Here is a 17,118-nt window from a genome sequence, read left to right as displayed (position 1 = left end):
ACGATTAGCCCAGTTACGTCCTTTTCCTTTTCAAATGCTTTAGAGAACGTTTGGAGTACAAGATCCTTATCATTGCGTAAACTCATGTTATAGGCGACGATTTCGTTTTGACATAAGTCTTTGATGGTAGGGAGGTATAGCCAGCTATCTTTCACTCGGTATTGTGTAACGTCTGTTACACATTTCTGATTAGGCTTAAGTGCTTCAAAATTGCTTCCAACACATTTCTCACCACTCTGTCGCCTAAGCCCCAAGATCGATGATGACGGAATTTGCGGCGTATTTTAGATCGCAGCCCCATTTCCCGCATGAGACGCAGGATCTTCTTGTGGTTCATCCATATCTTATGATCTTGGTACATCAATAATTGAATTTGTCTGTAGCCATAAATGCCTTTATAGCGTTCATACGTGGTGCGAATGATCTCTTTGGATGACTTGTCCTTATTTACAGCTTTTCGTTTAAGATAGGCATAGAATCCGCTCTTAGAGAGACCGACTTCTTTGCAAAGCTCTGTAACGGTGAAATGCTCTCTGAGCTCTTCAACGAGCCTACACTTTTCTGATACACCTCCGCCTTCGTAATGGCCAACCACTTTTTTAAAACGGCATTCTCCATTTCAAGCCGCTTAACATAGCGGTTCTCATCGACATATTCTTTCCGCTTTCCTCGCGTGTCTGTTAAGCCGAATTCTCCCATCTGTTTGTACCGACGCATCCAGGTCTTCACTCGTCCAACATCAACAATCCCTAACTCTTCTGCAATTCTCCCTACCGTCATTCCTTGAAGACGCATCTCAATTGCTTTCTTCTTCGTTTCAAAGCTGTACGTCACAAATTTCTGTCCCTTTTTTGCCATAACGAAAAGCACCCCTATGGTTTTCATCGGCTAAACACTAGGGTGTTTTTCCAATGTCCACTATAAGGGGTGCACTTCATGAAGCACCCGCTTTTTTATTTAAGCATTTAAGCTCTTAATAATTTTTGGATTTCACCCAAACACGAAGCGGACCTGCCGAGGTCCATCCCGATTGGAGCGCCGCGGCAAGATCATCGCCTTGCTCGTAGCCTACGGTAGGCAGCCCCGGGAAATCCAATGAAGCTATTGTATGAATGTCAGACCATAAATTATTGCTGTTAACGCTTGAAAATACGTTGGATATCCCCACGGCATTGCCGCCCAAGTTAGCAATAAATCCTGCCGTTTCACCCTTATTCGTATAGGCGTACATTTTGACATCTCGGCGATTTAAAAGTTCAGGCTTAATTACATTTCCGGAACCATGAGCCAAAGTCCAATCTACGAAGTCATTTTTAGCGGTGACTTCGTGCCATCCCGATGGAATAGGCTCCAAGTTAGCCAGTGGCGCATGGTAAATCCATTCGGCTTTAAACAGGATTTCAAAATCAAGAGGCGACATATCGAGATTAGCGAAGCTATCTTTAATGGAAGATACTTCTCTATTTCCAATGATGTCAATAACCTCTTTCACCGTTGCATGCCTGCTTGATGTAATGATGTCCGGGTAAAAAGGCGGCGCTTTCGCTGTTGTACTCCAAACATGTTTACTTGAAGCGGCAGTAATCCCATGCGTCTCACATATAATTCCGCACCAAACAATATTGTTTACAACAGCCGAATGGACCTGTTCACTCATGTTTGATAATCACGCCTTTCCGAATAGAGTACATCATTCACCGTTTCGCATCCGTTGCATGGATGCCATAATTGAATGCCGGCCTTTAGATTAAATATATCCCGAAGGATTCTCATATGAAGCATAAACCAATTGATTATTCGTGACGTCAAAATTTCTCATCCATATATTCTCTAACGCTTTAAAAAACGTCCTGTTTCTTTCGTTTAATTCATTAAAAGGGATTAGGATTATGCAAATCAAATGGCTTTCTAAAAACTCCAAAATGGGAAGCAAAAAATGTCCGCATTGACCTTTATGCTCAATTGCATGCATAATAATAAACCTATTCTCACTAATTATATCTAATATATTTTCGGTTTCTTTATCTTTTCGTTTAAAGTCCGACAACGAAAATTTAAGTATCGGATGAGTATCAGACGATATTTCTACAACACAAGTACAATCATAATAAGTAGAAGAAACTTTTAAATCACAGTTCGTTACATTTATTTTTGCATTTAACTTCTCTATGTTATTAAAAACCTTTAGAGCTTGCACTAGTTTGTACCCTCTCTACCTTTGGAACATCCTATGAAAGAAGCTTAACGAAGGGGGAATGCCCGGAGCATAAACATGGTGTTATTCGGCCGTCCTCTGAAATACAATTTTTCCCATATGTAATCGAACTGTAATAAAGGCTTCATGTTTCTTTCATCTTTGTTTTTTATAATGAACCCATGACCCCCCTTTATTTATATATCTCTCTTGCAGCCCGCGGCCCGATGCCGTTGGCTCTTTTTTTTTACAACCCCCGCACCGTTTCCGCAAACCGGCGTGCACGTTCGGTAATAAGATCGAACCGCCCTTCACGCACCCATTCCATATTCAGCAGCTTGCTCCCCATGCCGACGGCATTAGCCCCCGCTTTGAAATAAGCCGCGATATTGTCCAAATCTACGCCGCCGGTTGCCAAAATCGGAATCGAATCAAGCGGCGCGCGGATTTCGGACAAGTAGTTTAACCCAAGCGACGCCATCGGGAACAACTTGACCGCTTCCGCCCCCGCTTTCCAGGCCCGGACGATTTCGGTAGGCGTCATGACGCCCGGCCAAACGGAGATGCCCCGCTCCCGGCCAAACGCAATCACTTCCTCGTCCAGATTGGGCGAAATCATAAACTGGGCGCCGGCAGCAGCCGCTTCACGCGCCATCGCAACATCCAGCACCGTCCCCGCGCCGATAGCTGCCTGCCCGTCAAAACGGCTTCTCCATCGTTCGATCATAGCGGCTGCGCCTTTTGTGTTCATTGTAATTTCCATCAACCGGATGCCGCCGTCCAGAAGCGCCTTCCCCGCAGCGTCCGCGTGCTTGTCCTCAATTCCGCGCAATATGGCCACAATCCGATGTTCCAGCAAAAGGTCCAGCATATTCCGATTCCCCCGTATTATCGTTTTGAGTTAGCCCAATATTGGTTTAATACACGCAAAAATAAGTTCGGAAACGTTAATTGTTCCATCTCTTCACGTCCGATCCAGCGGTAATGGGCCGGCAGCTTGGCTCTTGACGGCGCCGCTGATGAGGCAGCGGCGCTGTCTTCATAAGCGGCGGACGCCTCTGCCGCATACAGCGTTTGAGCTGCTCGTCCTGAGGCGCTTCCAGCAGCTGGCCAGGCCTTCTCGCTGCCTGCCCCTGTCACGGCTGCACCAAGATCGGCTTCGTAAATTTTCATCTTCCAGTGGATATGGCTGAACACATGATCGGCATCCATCAGCCGGCCCGTCGGCCGGATGAGCAGGCCGGTCTCCTCATGCAGCGACCGTGCCAGTTTATCCGCAAGCGCCGCATCTTCGCCATGCTCGTCCACCAGCAAATGCGGGAACTCCCACATTTGCGCCAGCAGCCCTTTCGCCGGGCGCTGGCGGACAAGCACCTTGCCTGCATGCTCGCCGCTGCCGGCGATAATGACTGCAGCGCGCAGTTCCTCGCGCGGCGGTTTCGCTTTTGTTTTGACCGGCAGCTCCGTCTCTTTCCCGGCCAGCCTTCCCGCGCAGTGCTCCATCACCGGGCAGGTCAGGCATACCGGCGATTTCGGCGTGCACACCAATGCGCCCAGCTCCATCAGCGCTTGGTTAAAATCGCCCGCAGCGCCTTCCGGAATAAGCGAAACGGCCCGCTTTTCAATGCCAACGCGCGTTGAGGGCTTCGCAATATCATCCTCCAGGCAAAAATACCGCGACAGCACGCGCATCACATTGCCGTCCACCGCCGGTTCCGGCCGGTTAAATGCAATGCTCATAATAGCTCCGCTTGTATAAGGCCCTACGCCTTTCAGCGAAGCTACCGCCGTCTTGTCATCCGGCACGATGCCGCCGTACCGTTCCACGACCTCGCGCGCCCCCGCCTGCAAATTGCGGGCGCGCGAGTAATAGCCAAGCCCTTCCCAGCTTTTCAGCACCTCTTCCTCCGGTGCTGCCGCCAGCTCCCGGACAGTCGGGAATTTGGCCATAAACCGCTCATAATAAGGAATTACCGTATCTACACGGGTTTGCTGCAGCATAATTTCCGATACCCATACCCGGTAAGGGTCGCGGTTTTTCCGCCATGGAAGATCCCGTTTGACGAGCCGGTACCAAGCCAGCAGCTCCGTGCTGAAAAATTGTTTTACATCCACTGTCATTATCCAATATACTCCTTTAATTGCCCTTCCGGCCTGCTTCTTAGCTCCTCTGCCTGCATCAGCTTGCGGTACTGCAAAGGGGTTAACCCGATCATTCGTTTAAACTGCCGCGATAAGTAATGGTTCTGCATCCCAACTTGCCCGGCAATGTCTGAAACAGGCAGCTTCGTTGCCGCTAATAGCTGCTTTGCAGCCGATATCCGCCTGGTCGTCACGAACTGGATCGGCGAGCAGCCCATCGTTTCTTTAAACAGCGTAATAAAATAATTCGGATGCAGGCAAGCGAGCTTAGCCAGCTCTTCAACCAGAATCGGCCGGTCAAGATGGCTGTCGATATAAGCCAGCACTGCATTCCAGTTTTGTTCCGCTTCCGTCTCCGATTGCGGTACGGCTGCTTGTTGAAAGCAGGAATCCAAATAGACCGCAAACAGCTCGTTCAGCTGCCCGCGCAGCTTTAAATTGCGCGTCACCGAACGGCTGTGGTGTGTCGCAACCATTTTGTCATACAGAGCTTTAACAGCCTGCCGGTCGTCAATAACCGAAACATAGGGAATTTCCATCCGGTTAATAAGCGGCATATCCCACTGCTCGGAGCGAAAATGGCAGGTATAGCATTGAAAATGCTGCGAGACGTTTAAAGCAAAATGAACCCCTGCCGGCACGAGGTACATCGTCCCCGGCGCCACTTCAAAAATGGCATCTCCGATAGCAATGCTGCCTTCTCCCTGCTGTACATAAAAAAGCCGGTAAAAAGAATGCTCGTTTAAAAAATCCGCTATATCACGGTTCAGTTCAATATACATCGCCATTGTCACTTCCGCTTGAAAATGGTCGATTTGGTTTTGAAGAAAATAATTCGTTAGAGAGGGTTCCATTGCTGCTCCTAAATCGTATAATCATTTACTTTTTCCTATTATAAAGGCTCCTGCGGCAAAATTATATAACTACCACAATTGCCCAGCTTTCCAATTCCGATTATACTGAAGACAAAATAGACAAGCATATTGATCTATAAACGCCAGGAAAGCAGGTCCCCGCATGAATTTACGTATACGAACGGCTATAACGGCCACGGCCGCTTCCTTGCTGCTTGTAACAGCCTTGTCCGCCTGCAGCGGCGGGAGCGGCAGCGGCGGCACCCCGCATATGGATGCCCCGCCTGATACGGCGGCGGTCTATAAAGCGAACTGCGTCAGCTGCCACGGCTCGGATCTGCAAGGCCGGGTTGGCCCGGACACCAACCTTCAAAAGGTCGGGGCGCGGATGACCGAAGCGGAACTGGTCGAGCAAATTACTGATGGCGGGAGCAGGATGCCCAGCCAGAAAGGGCGCGTTACCGAGCAGGAGATCGCGGCTCTTGCAGCTTGGCTGGCCCAAAAAAAATAAAGCTGGATGACGCAAGGGCGATGCCAAAAAGGCGGCCGGCTGCGTTCCCAGCTTTATTTTTTCACAGGCATGAAACGGGCGGCTAACAGCCTCTGGCAACATGGCGGGCGGTGTAGCTTCCGTCCTTTGCGATTTCCAGCGCATTCAGCTGCATGCCGTATGCGCAGCCGCCGTCAATGCCGATTTTGCCGCCGCCAAACCAAATATTGGCCGAGCCGTGAATATCGGCTGTTCTGGTATGGCCGAATACGACCGTTTTGCTGACGGCAGCAGGGCGGGATAAGAAAGGTTCCTTTATATACATAAAGTTATATTCGGGCTGCTCTTTCCAATTGCTGAAGTCCGGGTGAAGCCCGGCATGTACATAGATGTGGCGGTCATCCTCGATATAAAACGGCAGCTCTTCCAAAAAAGCGAGATGATGCGCGAACTTGGTTAACATAAGCTGCCTGAACGCAGACAAGCTCATGTCCGATGAAGGCACCCCTGCATAACTGCGGAACGTCTGTTCACCGCCATGCTCAAAAAACTTGCGTACCACCTCGTCCCCGCCGTTCCGTACCAGATCGGCCAGCCGCTGGTCATGATTGCCGCGGATCGCGGCGGCTCCATTGTTCACAAGGCGGATCGCTTCTTCTACCGTTTCTTTGGAATTCAGCCCCCGATCCACATAATCGCCAAGCAATATTAGCTTGTCTTCGCCCGGCGTATAACCGGTTTGCCGGAGCAAAGCCCGCAGCTCATCCAGGCATCCGTGAATATCGCTTATAACGAGTGTCCTCATCTTCCATTCCCCCTTCTGCAATCCGGCCGCCGCTCCAGCCCGGATCTCGGTCCGCCGGTTCTGCTAGAAACGCCCGGGATCTTTCAGCTCCGCCCACTGCATACACGGATTCCCTTCAAGGTCTGTCGTAATCGTGCCTACCGTAATGCCTTCACGATTGGGGCTGAGCAAATAATGTTCCAGCATAAACCGGTTGATCGCAGACATAGGCAGCTCCATCAGTTCGGATACTTCGATCCAGTCAAGCTCGCCTTCATCCGAGGGGACGGCATCCGTCCGGTCTGTGAAGCCCATGTACACAAACTGCTGCCGGATTTCCCGTTCTTTAATGCGGAGCAGCACATATTTCAGCTCCAGCCCTGTAATGTCTTCATCGGTCAGTCCCGACTCCTCCTGAATTTCCCGGAAACACGTCGCTTGCGGATGGTTCAGCTCTTCAGCTTCCATATGCCCCCCAAGCCCGCTCCAAAAAGGCTCGCCATGCAGCTGGCTTTTTTCTTTCCGAATTAATAAAACACGGCTGCCGTGAAATAAATAGGCTGCGGTCATTTGACGCACTTCCAAGATGTTCACTTCCTTAGTTGTCATCTTTACGCAAAGCTTCTTTTTTCGCAAATGAAGCTTTCGCTTTATATAGGTTCGTCTTCCGCTGCTTGGTCTCCTTCCGGCTCTGCTTCACTTCACAAACAAAAAACAGCTGCACCGGCGAACCCGCCTTCACCAAAAGGTACGGTTCTAAGGTACAGCTGCTATACGCAATGATCGCGGGATCATGTAACCCGGACGGTAAAAGGCACCGTTATAACACTGCCTTCCCGTTTAAATTGCGCCCATATTTTATAGATGCCGGCTTGCGGGAATACCGTCTGGAATTTGGCTTCCGGCCCTGAGCCTTGGCTTTCAAGCGGGTGAACATGCAAATACAGGCGGGCATCGCTTGATAAAATGACGACATGGCCGATCGCCCCTAAATAAGGCTGCAAATCCGTTACCGGAGCGCCGGTTTTCTCATCCGCCAGCTTATAGGCAAGCGTAACTTCATTCCCGGCTTGCAGCGGGCTTTCAGCGGTTAACTGGACACGGACGCCGTCCGCCAGACGGGCCAAGCGGTCATCGGGCTGTAGAGGCACTTCAGGAGCTTTGCGGCCGGCTGCTTGAATCCATGTCATCCGATGGACCGGTCCGGCGCCTTCCGGTTCAAAATCGGCAATCAGCCGGTAATCTCCGCCGGCAGGGAATACGGTCTTCACCTCAAACCGTCCGCCGCCGAAATCAACCGGATGAACATGCGCAAAATAAGACAAATCGCGGCTGACAATAATCAGATGCTGCTTCGCCTCATGGCTGGATGCAAAGTGTTCCACCGGCTGGCCGCCGCTTGTAACCGCAATCCGGATAACTGCAGGCTGCCCGGCTTTCGGCTGTTTTCCGCCGTTAATGCTCCAATCGGCGTTAATGCTGCCGGTATCGCCGCCTTCTTCATGCCGGTGCGCGCCAGTGCCAGCCCCGGCTTCGGACGAATGGCCATCCGCGCGGCGGCCGGCCATAACCGCAATAGGTTCGCCGGAGCCCATTTGCCCGCTCATCCCCATATCCCTTTCCGGTTCATATGCTTCTGCAGCAATCCCACTTGCTTCCGGGGGATATCCGGCTGCATCCGGAGCGCCCGGCTGCCATGCGGCCCGGATCGCCCAACCTGCCAACAGCGAAATAGAGAATGCTATGGCATATACGGTTATTAGACGAACAAAACGCATCACTAACGGTCAACTCCTTGTTTAAGGTTCCTCGTCATAATCCGCGTAAAGAAGCGGATCCATGCAGTCTCCACGATTCATTCCCTAAAAAGGAGCTTGTTATACCGGATTACAGCTTTGCCCGCTGCAGGCGAAGCGCATTTAATACGACCGATACGGAGCTTAGCGCCATAGCCGCTCCCGCAATCCACGGGGCTAACAGCCCGGAAGCGGCAATCGGAATACCAAGCGCATTATAACCAAGCGCCCAAAACAGATTTTGCCGGATGTTAGACATCGTTTTCCGGCTCATCCCGATCGCATCGGCGATGCTGTTCAAATCGCCCCGCATCAGCGTGATGTCGGCTGTTTCAATCGCAACGCCGGTTCCGGTGCCGATAGCCATGCCGATGTCCGCTGTCGCAAGCGCAGGCGCGTCATTAATGCCGTCTCCGACCATCGCGACTTTTTTGCCTTGCTCCTGCAGCTTTTTAATTTCGAGCGCTTTGCCTTCCGGCAGCATCTCCGCCCTTACTTCCCGGATGCCGGCTTCTGCCGCAATCGTGCGCGCAGCCCGCTCATTGTCGCCGGTTGCCATTATAACTTCAATTCCCATCGCCTGCAGCCGGGCGATCGCTTCCCGGGATGTTTCCTTCAGCGTGTCCGCCACCGCCGCCATTCCGGCCAGCTTACGGTCTATGGCTGCCAATACAACCGTCTTGCCCTGCTCTTCCAAGCGCTCCATCTCATCCAGCTGCGCCTTCGCAATAGCAATGCCGTGTTGCGCCATCAGACGGCGTGTTCCGGCAAGCACTTCCCTGCCTTCCACCATCGCATAGATGCCAAAGCCGGGAAATGCCTCGAACCGGTCCGCCTTGAGCGGTTCGGCTCCTTGCAGCTGCGCACCGGCTACAATCGCTTCTGCGATTGGATGCTCCGAAGCGGATTCAGCTGCGCTCAACAGCTGCAACAGCTCCTTCTCCGGCATGCCACTGGCCGCCGCAACATCCGTTAACCGCGGTTTGCCTTCCGTAACAGTGCCGGTTTTGTCCAGCACAACCGTATCGACCGCTTGTGTTTTTTCCAGGTGCTCTCCGCCCTTGAACAATATGCCGAGCTCGGCTGCACGGCCCGAACCTGCCATAATAGAGGTTGGCGTCGCAAGGCCAAGCGCACATGGGCAGGCAATGACCAGTATCGCTATCGCGCTTTCCAAAGCCGCAGACAGATTGCCCGGATCAAGAAGGATGTACCACAGAGCAAAACCCGCAATCGCAATGGCTACCACAATCGGTACAAATATGCCGGAAATATGGTCTGCGATGCGCTGAATCGGCGCCTTGGAGCCTTGCGCTTCCTCCACCGCCTTTACAATACGGGCCAGCGCAGCGTCTTTGCCGACAAAAGTTGCCTGGATGACAAGCCGGCCATTGCGGTTGACCGACGCTCCGATGACAGTATCTCCGGCGGCCTTGGCAACGGGCATGCTTTCGCCGGTCAGCATCGACTCGTCTACGGCAGAGCTTCCCTCCATCACTTGCCCGTCAACCGGGATCGTATCGCCCGGCTTGACGACCACCATGTCTCCCGCCGATACCTGTTCCACAGGCAGCGTAACCTCTTTGCCGTTCCTTATGACCAAAGCGGTTTTAGGCTGCAGCTGGAGCAGCGATTTGATTGCATCGGAAGTTTTGCCTTTCGCGAGCGATTCCAGCAGCTTGCCTAGCAGCACGAGCGTAATGAGAATAGCGCTTGTTTCGTAATACATTTGCGGGGCGTGATGGGTGCCGCCGCCATCGGCCGCCCACTGGACTGTTGTATATACGCTGTAAAAATAAGCGGCGGATGTGCCTAAAGCAACGAGCACATCCATATTTGCCCCTCCGCTGCGAAGCGCCTTATAAGCGCCGGTATAAAACTGCCGTCCGATATAAAACTGGACCGGCGTCGCCAGCGCCAGCTGAAACCAAGGATTCATAAACAGCTCCGGCAGCCACAGCCATGACAGCCACGTAAAATGAGCCGCCATTGCCCAAAGCAGCGGCAGCGACAATACCGCCGACGCCGCCAGCTTCAGCTCCTGCCTTCTGGCAGACTGCTTCCGGCGTTCGGCTTCGTCCGCCTGCTCCTGCTTCGGCAGCGCTTTGTACCCGAGCTGCTCCACTTTCCGCATAAAGTCCTCAATCGACACCTCAGCCGGATTGTACGATATATGCGCCGCCTCCAAAGCCAAATTTACGTTGGCTTCGGACACGCCGTTCATTTTATTTAACGCCTTCTCGATCCGGGCGGAGCAAGCGGCGCAATACATGCCTTCAAGCTGCAGGTCAACCTTCTCCATCCTTTTTTCACATCCTTATAACCATAGATAGGCCAATGTTTACCTCTTTGTGAACATAGTATACCCCCTATGGTATATATGTCAAACAAACAGCTTGTCCCTTTTTCCGGATTTTTGAAGAAGATGTCCCTGGCCAAATAAAAAATGAGCCGGATCAGCTCATTTCTCTATTCCCGACATGAAGCGCTGTCAGACGCTCAGACATTCCGCTATTGCAACCGCCGAAGCAATCGCCTTGTCGTGGGTAATCGTCACATGAAGCTTATGGCTTTCCATGTTTAACCCCAGCCGTTCCCAAGCTTCCGGCTTTAATGCGCATAGCGGTTTCCCGTTTGCATCAGGGACGATAGCTATATCTTCAAACCCGACCGTTCCGCCAATACCGCAGCCCAGCGCTTTGACAACCGCTTCCTTGGCTGCAAACCTTCCGGAGACGTACTGGACCAGGCGCTTGCCTTCATAGCGGGATGCCACTTCCCGCTCCTGTTCCGTCAATATGCGCATCATAAACCGCTCGGCCGTTTTGCCGCCCAGTATGCTCTCGAACCTTTCCATATCCGCCACATCATGGCCAACCCCAACGATCATTTCATTCCCCCGCTTCCATATGAAGCCGAGATTATCAGAATGTATGCCGCTCGTCAATCGCATCTGTCCTCTGCACGATTAACGGATGCATAAGCCGATAATGATGCCCCACAGCGGAATAGATAATAATAACCCGTTAAGGATACCCGTCTTCAAATCGCCTTCCCGATAAATCATCACGATTCCTCCCCGCTCCATCCGGCTTAAGCCGGATTTGGCTTTATACTTGCAGTATAGCCAATCTAAGAGCAACTTATCGTTTGTTACATCATTTTCCATTTACCTCCATTGTATGCGCATTCAATAACGTTTACGCTACAAAAAAAGCAGCATAGACGGCTGGCGGCCTCTATGCTGCTTGTCGCTCCTCTCCTTAAATGCCCGGAATCGGATCGCGTTTATGTGCGGTTTTTAAATATTGCTTTTCCAGCTTTTCTTTTGCAGCAGGATCAATAGCTTTACCTTCCAAATAAGAGCTGTTTGCCTCGTAAGTAATGCCAAGCTCCGCTTCATCCGTTTGACCGTCCCACAGGCCGGCTGTAGGCGCTTTGTCCAGGACGCTTTGCGGCACGCCAAGTCTTGCGGCAAGCTGGCGGACCTGGCGTTTGTTCAGCGAGCTAAGCGGCGTAATATCTACGGCGCCGTCGCCCCATTTCGTAAAGAAACCGGTAATCGCTTCGGACGCATGGTCCGTGCCGACAACAAGCAGGTTCAGGTCAAAAGCAAGCGCGTATTGCATCACCATACGTGTTCTTGCTTTAATGTTCCCTTTGCCGCCGCGGCTCAAATGGCGCGGCATGCCGAGTTTTTTGAAGCCATGTTCCACTTCGATGGCGATTTCATCGACTGCTTCGCCGATGTTCGTCTCCACTTTATGCTTCAGCTTAAAAGCTTCGGCAACCGCGTAGCTGTCTTGAATGTCCGCCTGCTCGGAATACGGCTGGAATACCCCCAGCGTCATATATTCCCGGCCGGTTTCTTCCGTCAGCTCATCCGTCGCCTGCTTGCAAAGCCCGGTTGCAACCGCGCTGTCGATCCCCCGCTAATGGCAATCAGCAGTCCGGCTGCTCCGGCTTTTTGCACATATTCCTTCAAGAAATCAACGCGCTTGCGTATTTCCGCATCCGGATCAATTTCCGGTTTTACGCCAAGGCGGTTAATAATTTCGTTTTGTAACGACACCTGGTTTCCCCCTGTTATTTGCAGAAACGTTCAAATGCGCTAGTGAGGTCTGCCGAGATTTCCGCTGCGGAACGGTTCTCAATTTGATGGCGTTCGATGAAATATACGAGTTCGCCGTCTTTCATGAGTGCGATCGAAGGAGAAGACGGCGGGTACGGCGCAAAATATTCGCGTGCTTTCGCCGTAGCTTCTTTGTCTTGCCCTGCAAAAACCGTAAACAGATGGTCTGGAACAATCTCATGGTTCAGCGCATCGGCAACCGCCGGGCGGGCCATGCCTGCGGCGCAGCCGCATACCGAGTTCACAACGACAAGCGCGGTGCCTTTCGCATTCGGAAGCGCTTCTTCCACTTCCTCCGGCGTACGAAGCTCCTGAACGCCAATTTGCGTCAGCTCATCGCGCATCGGTTGGATCATATCAAACATATATCGTTCAAATGACATTGACATCGTATGAAACACTCCTTTGTAATAACCTAATTTTAGTTACTATTATACCGCCTGCTTCGAAAATAAAGCAACCGGAGCATTGAGCATCCGGTTGCTTGATGAGCTTGCTATTTAAGTGGACGGACGATTAGGTCCTTTTGTTTTTTTATCGTACCCGGCCTGCCGGCTGCCTTTCGCGTTTTGGTCCGCTTGGCGCTGCTGTTCGAAAGAGTCTCCATTTGGTTTGCCTGCCAACTTTATGCCCCTCCTTCCATCCTTAGCTGCTCTTGCATGCCGCTCGTTCCATAGTATGCACGGCCGGCCTCCCCCTTATGTCGCGAAATGTTAAATGCAACAATAAATGTTGTCCCCGCTCCCGGGCTCGACTCTACATCAATCTGGCCGGAATGGCGTTCGGCTATGCTTAAGCAAAGCGATAAGCCAAGCCCCGTCCCGCGCTGCTTTGTTGTAAAAAACGGATCAAACAGCTGCTTGATTTTTTCCTGTGGGATCCCGATCCCCTCGTCGCGGATCAGCAGCTCCACAATTCCCGGCTTCGACCGGGTTTCAATATGAAGAATGCCTGCATCGCCCATCGCTTCCATGCCGTTGCGGGCGATATTAAGGAGCAGCTGCTTGATTTCCTTCTCGTTCATCATCATTGGAGGAAGCTGCTCTTGCAGCGTCAACACGACGCTTTGCCCGCGCATGTTGGCGTCCGCCTCCAGAAGCGGCGCCATCTGAAGGATAAGCTCGTTTAAGGAACCAAGCTCCATCGTTAAGGCACGGTTTTGCGCCAGCGACAAAAAGTCGTTAATAATGCTGTTCGTACGGTCCAGCTCCTCCATTACGATCCGAAAATACTGCTGCTGGTCCGCAGGGCTTCTTTCGCGTATCAGTTGGACAAATCCGCGAATAACCGCCATCGGATTGCGGATTTCATGCGTAATGCTCGCCGCCATCTGGCCAACCAGGCTAAGCCGCTCCATCCGGCCAACCTCATTGCGCAGCCGCGTAATTTCGGTAATATCCTGGACGATAAGCGCGGCGCCGGTAATGTCGTCCTTTTCCGCCGCCGCGTAAAGCGGGAACGCTGTTTTTAAATAAATATATTTTTCGCCGATAATTGGCTCCTGAACCGTTCTTTCGCCTTTCAGCGCCTTGGACAGCGCATGAACGCAAATAGCGGAATTTGGAGGCTGGAATATCGTTTCATACGGCCAGCCGATAAAATACTGTATGCTGCCGTCATTCGGCATCAGTGCAAACAGCTTCATCCCCAGCTCGTTAATATGCGTCAAACGCCCGTTATGGTCAACAAGCAAAACCGCAAACGCCGTTTCATTAATAAATTGCTGGAGCGCCTCGACTTGATTGCTGTAGTTTGCGGAGACGAGGCGAATCTCGTCCTCCAGCAGCCGGTTGCGCCGCAGCGACTCGATAATAAAAACCGAAAAATAACTTCCGGCCAAGCAGGAAATGATTGATAAGAAAGAAACAGCAATAATTTGCGGTGTATAGTTAACGGAAGTGTAATCCAAATATAGCGTAGAGGCGAGCAGATTAAAGCCAACTGCTGCGGAGATGATGGAAGTGCTGATTTTCAATTTGTTTTTTGCATTTGCTGCATTAAACAACGGGTATAGCTTAAATAACGCCAGCATAAACAAGCCGAGGAACGATACGAATGCTATCGTTTCGCCGGCGGATTGCAGCATAGGCGCTCTCGTGAGGACGTAAATGCCGCTTAGCACAACAATGCCCGGAACTCCGCCGTACAGGGAGCCCGTTAAATAAGGAACGATTCCAAAATCAATATCAAAACCATGAAAATCATAGCAAAGCAGCAGGCAGACGAGCATGGATACACCGCTGGCTGCGCATATGTAAAGTTTTCCGCGATTCGAATGCTTGTCCGAATCGTGCCAAAGCTGATAAACGACTGCGGGGAATAACGCAACAACAAACTGCAATAACAATTCCTTTATCACGGACGATCAGTCTCCCCCTAATCGCACATTGATTTTCACGATGCTAATAGATTTATTTAATCATATATTCCGTTTTTTTACAAATAAGTCCGCAGCCAAAAAACGACAGATGCAGCAACGGATTCGCCGTCCAAATCATTATGCAGTTCATGCAGATTGTCCTCCCAGGATAAAAACGTGCACAGCCGTTCCGTCCGGGACGCCAGCTCTTCGCTGGCCGCGTAGGAGACGACACGATCGGCCGTGCCGTGCAGCAGCAGCAGTGGGCAGGATAACCGGTCTGCATGATGCAGCGCCCACTCTCCCGACTCATGGAAAGCTAAATAGGTCGACACAGTGATTTTCGTATGGTTGTACAAATCATGCCAGGCAGCCGAATCGGTATAACCGGAGCGGTATAAATCCTGCAGCTTCAGCCGCGTCGATTGGGTGAACCGGGGCGCGAACCGCGAAATCTGCTTCCCCAGCCACACTTGCACGGCAGGAGGCGGGCTTGCAAGCCGCAGCCACGGACTGGACAAAATAAGCCCCTGAATCGGAGGATTCTCCCGCAGCGCGCAGTTAAGCGCCACGTTACCGCCCATGCTGTGGCCGTATAAAAAAACCGGCACCCCTTCGCATTGGGACCGGGCTTCCCCAATAAGCCTGCAGGCGTCGGACACCGCCTCTTCAAGAGGCGTATGCCCACGCTGCCCCGGCGTCCTGCCATGCCCCCGCTGATCGTGGGCAAATACGGCAAAACCTGCTGCCGTCAAACTTTCCGCCAGCCGGGCATATCGTTCGCCATGCTCGCCCATTCCATGCACCAGGCACACAGCGCCAAGCAAGGCTGTCCGCTCGCCCGGATGCCAGCTTCTCGCATACAGCTCCGTGCCGTCTTCGGCAATCAGTGTCCAATCATTGCGGCGCATCCGAATCCCCCTTCTGCTCTCTATCCTATAATTCTATCCTTTAATAGTACGCTTCGCCTCATTCTTTCACCTGCAAGGCGATAAATGATACAATGCTAACCAAACGACCCCTTCTAGGAGACCAAGAAACTATGATCTATGATGTCATTATCATCGGCGGAGGTTCCGCCGGCTTGATGGCCGGTATCGCCGCCAGCGAAAACGGCGCAAAAGTGCTGCTGCTCGATAAAGGGAACAAACTCGGCAGGAAGCTGGGCATTTCCGGCGGCGGGCGCTGCAACGTAACGAACAATAAGGAGCTGGACGAGCTGATCAGGCATATTCCCGGCAACGGCCGGTTTTTGAACAGCTCGCTTCGCCAGTTTGGCAATAAAGAGATTATCCGTTTTTTCGAAAATTTAGGCATTCAGCTAAAGGAAGAAGATAACGGGCGGATGTTCCCCGTCACCGACCGGGCGAAGACGGTTGTAGACACGCTGATCGGACAGGTGCGGAAGCAAGGCGTTGAAATCGTCTTAAACGCTCCGGTAGACCGTGTCTGCTATGAAGACGGGCATACGACCGGCGTCCGCTTACGGTCCGGCCAAGTGTACGCCGGCCGAAACGTCATTGTTGCAGCCGGCGGCAAATCGGTGCCGCAAACCGGGTCTACAGGCGACGGTTACCAATGGGCGATAGACGCCGGGCACACCATTACGGAGTTGTTCCCGACAGAAGTTCCGCTAACATCCAACGAGCCTTTTATTCAAAGCAAAGAGCTGCAAGGCTTGTCATTAAGAGATGTATCGCTATCGGTATGGAGCCCTAAAGGCAAAAAACTGATCGAGCATCAAGGAGACATGCTGTTTACCCATTTCGGCATCTCCGGCCCTATCGCCTTGCGGTGCAGCCAGTTTGTCGTCAAGGCGCTGAAACAATTCGAGACCGGTAATATTGAAGCCTCTATTGATTTTATGCCGGAGAAAAAGGCCGATGACATCTTCGCCGAAACATTAAAGCTTGCCGAAGCAGAGCCCAAAAAAGCGATTAAAAATGTGCTTAAAAGCTGCCTGCCGGAACGCATGGTCCCGCTGCTGCTCGACAAGGCAGGCTTGTCCGAGTCCGTCACATATGACAACATTCCGAAGCAAAAATGGATGGCGCTCGCCCAAGTGATCAAACGGTTTCCGATCCGGGTGTACGGCACATTGTCAATCGAAGATGCGTTTGTTACCGGCGGCGGGGTTCATCTGAAAGAAATCGACCCCAAAACGATGCAGTCGAAGCTGATCGACGGCCTTTATTTCTGCGGCGAAATATTGGACATCCACGGCTACACCGGCGGCTACAACATTACAGCCGCTTTCTCTACCGGCTACGCCGCCGGCAAACATGCCGCCTCGCGGCAATAAGCGCAGCGCAGCAGCTGCAGGCAAAAATGTGCCAATGATAGAGTGAAATAGTCCGATGCGGCAGC

The 17,118-nt window shown here is 52.0% G+C and carries 18 protein-coding genes and 2 pseudogenes; 2 read left to right on the top strand and 18 right to left on the bottom strand.

The annotated features are described in order from the left end of the window. Positions 1 to 20: 20 nt before the first annotated feature. From ET464_RS20940 to ET464_RS18705, 7 genes and pseudogenes are all read right to left on the bottom strand, one after another. Positions 21 to 155: pseudogene (locus ET464_RS20940) on the bottom strand (IS3 family transposase); the annotation flags it as partial. Between the two features lie 20 nt (positions 156 to 175). Continuing rightward, positions 176 to 373 carry an IS3 family transposase gene (locus ET464_RS20935; protein WP_425271782.1) on the bottom strand — a complete coding sequence of 66 codons (198 nt, stop codon included), beginning with the start codon at positions 371 to 373 and terminating at the stop codon, positions 176 to 178. Between the two features lie 74 nt (positions 374 to 447). After that, positions 448 to 858 (bottom strand): helix-turn-helix domain-containing protein, encoded by a 411-nt coding sequence (locus ET464_RS18725; protein WP_129443547.1) that lies wholly within the window; start codon positions 856 to 858, stop codon positions 448 to 450. Between the two features lie 115 nt (positions 859 to 973). Next, positions 974 to 1,657 carry a hypothetical protein gene (locus ET464_RS18720; protein WP_129443544.1) on the bottom strand — a complete coding sequence of 228 codons (684 nt, stop codon included), beginning with the start codon at positions 1,655 to 1,657 and terminating at the stop codon, positions 974 to 976. Between the two features lie 784 nt (positions 1,658 to 2,441). Further along, positions 2,442 to 3,065 (bottom strand): bifunctional 4-hydroxy-2-oxoglutarate aldolase/2-dehydro-3-deoxy-phosphogluconate aldolase, encoded by a 624-nt coding sequence (locus ET464_RS18715; RefSeq protein ID WP_129443542.1) that lies wholly within the window; start codon positions 3,063 to 3,065, stop codon positions 2,442 to 2,444. A gap of 17 nt (positions 3,066 to 3,082) precedes the next feature. Further along, positions 3,083 to 4,315 (bottom strand): A/G-specific adenine glycosylase, encoded by a 1,233-nt coding sequence (mutY, locus tag ET464_RS18710; RefSeq protein ID WP_129443540.1) that lies wholly within the window; start codon positions 4,313 to 4,315, stop codon positions 3,083 to 3,085. Further along, positions 4,315 to 5,190: a helix-turn-helix domain-containing protein gene (locus ET464_RS18705; protein WP_129443538.1), complete on the bottom strand. Its 876-nt coding sequence runs from the start codon at positions 5,188 to 5,190 to the stop codon at positions 4,315 to 4,317. The genes mutY and ET464_RS18705 overlap by 1 nt, the downstream gene beginning before the upstream one ends. Before the next feature lie 163 nt (positions 5,191 to 5,353). On the opposite strand from ET464_RS18705, the gene ET464_RS18700 reads away from it, so the two are divergent. Then, positions 5,354 to 5,701 carry a c-type cytochrome gene (locus ET464_RS18700; RefSeq protein ID WP_129443536.1) on the top strand — a complete coding sequence of 116 codons (348 nt, stop codon included), beginning with the start codon at positions 5,354 to 5,356 and terminating at the stop codon, positions 5,699 to 5,701. A gap of 82 nt (positions 5,702 to 5,783) precedes the next feature. Here the strand turns inward: ET464_RS18700 and ET464_RS18695 are convergent, their stop codons facing one another. The 11 genes and pseudogenes from ET464_RS18695 to ET464_RS18655 form a co-directional block, all read right to left on the bottom strand. Further along, complete coding sequence (locus ET464_RS18695; protein WP_129443534.1) at positions 5,784 to 6,485, bottom strand: metallophosphoesterase family protein; 702 nt, start codon at positions 6,483 to 6,485, stop codon at positions 5,784 to 5,786. Positions 6,486 to 6,548: 63 nt separating this feature from the next. Continuing rightward, entirely contained in the window at positions 6,549 to 7,073 is a 525-nt protein-coding gene (locus ET464_RS18690; RefSeq protein WP_129443532.1) for an NUDIX domain-containing protein, read from the bottom strand. After that, entirely contained in the window at positions 7,063 to 7,188 is a 126-nt protein-coding gene (locus ET464_RS20635; protein ID WP_279630108.1) for a hypothetical protein, read from the bottom strand. The genes ET464_RS18690 and ET464_RS20635 overlap by 11 nt, the downstream gene beginning before the upstream one ends. A gap of 67 nt (positions 7,189 to 7,255) precedes the next feature. Beyond that, a complete protein-coding gene (locus ET464_RS18685; RefSeq protein ID WP_425271781.1) occupies positions 7,256 to 8,242 on the bottom strand; it encodes a DUF8832 domain-containing protein in 987 nt (328 codons plus the stop codon). Positions 8,243 to 8,351: 109 nt separating this feature from the next. Further along, positions 8,352 to 10,562, bottom strand: a complete 2,211-nt coding sequence (locus ET464_RS18680; RefSeq protein ID WP_129443528.1) for a heavy metal translocating P-type ATPase — start codon at positions 10,560 to 10,562, stop codon at positions 8,352 to 8,354. Between the two features lie 189 nt (positions 10,563 to 10,751). Beyond that, complete coding sequence (gene acpS, locus ET464_RS18675) at positions 10,752 to 11,150, bottom strand: holo-ACP synthase (RefSeq protein ID WP_129443526.1); 399 nt, start codon at positions 11,148 to 11,150, stop codon at positions 10,752 to 10,754. A gap of 373 nt (positions 11,151 to 11,523) precedes the next feature. Then, positions 11,524 to 12,332: pseudogene (gene nadE, locus ET464_RS18670) on the bottom strand (ammonia-dependent NAD(+) synthetase). 14 nt (positions 12,333 to 12,346) lie between these two features. After that, a complete protein-coding gene (locus ET464_RS18665; protein ID WP_129443524.1) occupies positions 12,347 to 12,781 on the bottom strand; it encodes a BrxA/BrxB family bacilliredoxin in 435 nt (144 codons plus the stop codon). A 111-nt stretch (positions 12,782 to 12,892) separates the two neighbouring features. After that, positions 12,893 to 13,015: a hypothetical protein gene (locus ET464_RS20630; RefSeq protein ID WP_279630107.1), complete on the bottom strand. Its 123-nt coding sequence runs from the start codon at positions 13,013 to 13,015 to the stop codon at positions 12,893 to 12,895. A gap of 2 nt (positions 13,016 to 13,017) precedes the next feature. Next, complete coding sequence (locus tag ET464_RS18660; protein WP_129443522.1) at positions 13,018 to 14,751, bottom strand: ATP-binding protein; 1,734 nt, start codon at positions 14,749 to 14,751, stop codon at positions 13,018 to 13,020. Positions 14,752 to 14,828: 77 nt separating this feature from the next. Continuing rightward, positions 14,829 to 15,662 (bottom strand): alpha/beta hydrolase, encoded by an 834-nt coding sequence (locus ET464_RS18655; protein WP_129443520.1) that lies wholly within the window; start codon positions 15,660 to 15,662, stop codon positions 14,829 to 14,831. A 131-nt stretch (positions 15,663 to 15,793) separates the two neighbouring features. On the opposite strand from ET464_RS18655, the gene ET464_RS18650 reads away from it, so the two are divergent. Beyond that, on the top strand, positions 15,794 to 17,053 hold the full coding sequence (locus ET464_RS18650; RefSeq protein ID WP_129443518.1) for a BaiN/RdsA family NAD(P)/FAD-dependent oxidoreductase: 1,260 nt from the start codon (positions 15,794 to 15,796) through the stop codon (positions 17,051 to 17,053). Positions 17,054 to 17,118: the final 65 nt, after the last annotated feature.

Origin of the sequence: Paenibacillus protaetiae (assembly GCF_004135365.1) — a bacterium.
GTDB classification, from domain to species: domain Bacteria; phylum Bacillota; class Bacilli; order Paenibacillales; family Paenibacillaceae; genus Paenibacillus_AP; species Paenibacillus_AP protaetiae.
Note: the sequence above shows the minus strand (reverse complement) of the source record. Positions and strands in the feature narration are given on the sequence as shown.

Coding starts and splice junctions, on each gene's coding strand:
- ET464_RS18690 (WP_129443532.1), bottom strand. CDS start 7,073: ATGACAACTAAGGAAGTGAACATCTTGGAAGTGCGTCAAATGACCGCA.
- ET464_RS18700 (WP_129443536.1), top strand. CDS start 5,354: ATGAATTTACGTATACGAACGGCTATAACGGCCACGGCCGCTTCCTTG.
- ET464_RS18650 (WP_129443518.1), top strand. CDS start 15,794: ATGATCTATGATGTCATTATCATCGGCGGAGGTTCCGCCGGCTTGATG.
- acpS (WP_129443526.1), bottom strand. CDS start 11,150: ATGATCGTTGGGGTTGGCCATGATGTGGCGGATATGGAAAGGTTCGAG.
- ET464_RS18655 (WP_129443520.1), bottom strand. CDS start 15,662: ATGCGCCGCAATGATTGGACACTGATTGCCGAAGACGGCACGGAGCTG.
- ET464_RS18665 (WP_129443524.1), bottom strand. CDS start 12,781: ATGTCAATGTCATTTGAACGATATATGTTTGATATGATCCAACCGATG.
- ET464_RS18725 (WP_129443547.1), bottom strand. CDS start 858: ATGGCAAAAAAGGGACAGAAATTTGTGACGTACAGCTTTGAAACGAAG.
- ET464_RS18680 (WP_129443528.1), bottom strand. CDS start 10,562: ATGGAGAAGGTTGACCTGCAGCTTGAAGGCATGTATTGCGCCGCTTGC.
- ET464_RS18715 (WP_129443542.1), bottom strand. CDS start 3,065: ATGCTGGACCTTTTGCTGGAACATCGGATTGTGGCCATATTGCGCGGA.
- mutY (WP_129443540.1), bottom strand. CDS start 4,315: ATGACAGTGGATGTAAAACAATTTTTCAGCACGGAGCTGCTGGCTTGG.
- ET464_RS18720 (WP_129443544.1), bottom strand. CDS start 1,657: ATGAGTGAACAGGTCCATTCGGCTGTTGTAAACAATATTGTTTGGTGC.
- ET464_RS18705 (WP_129443538.1), bottom strand. CDS start 5,190: ATGGAACCCTCTCTAACGAATTATTTTCTTCAAAACCAAATCGACCAT.
- ET464_RS18685 (WP_425271781.1), bottom strand. CDS start 8,242: ATGCGTTTTGTTCGTCTAATAACCGTATATGCCATAGCATTCTCTATT.
- ET464_RS18695 (WP_129443534.1), bottom strand. CDS start 6,485: ATGAGGACACTCGTTATAAGCGATATTCACGGATGCCTGGATGAGCTG.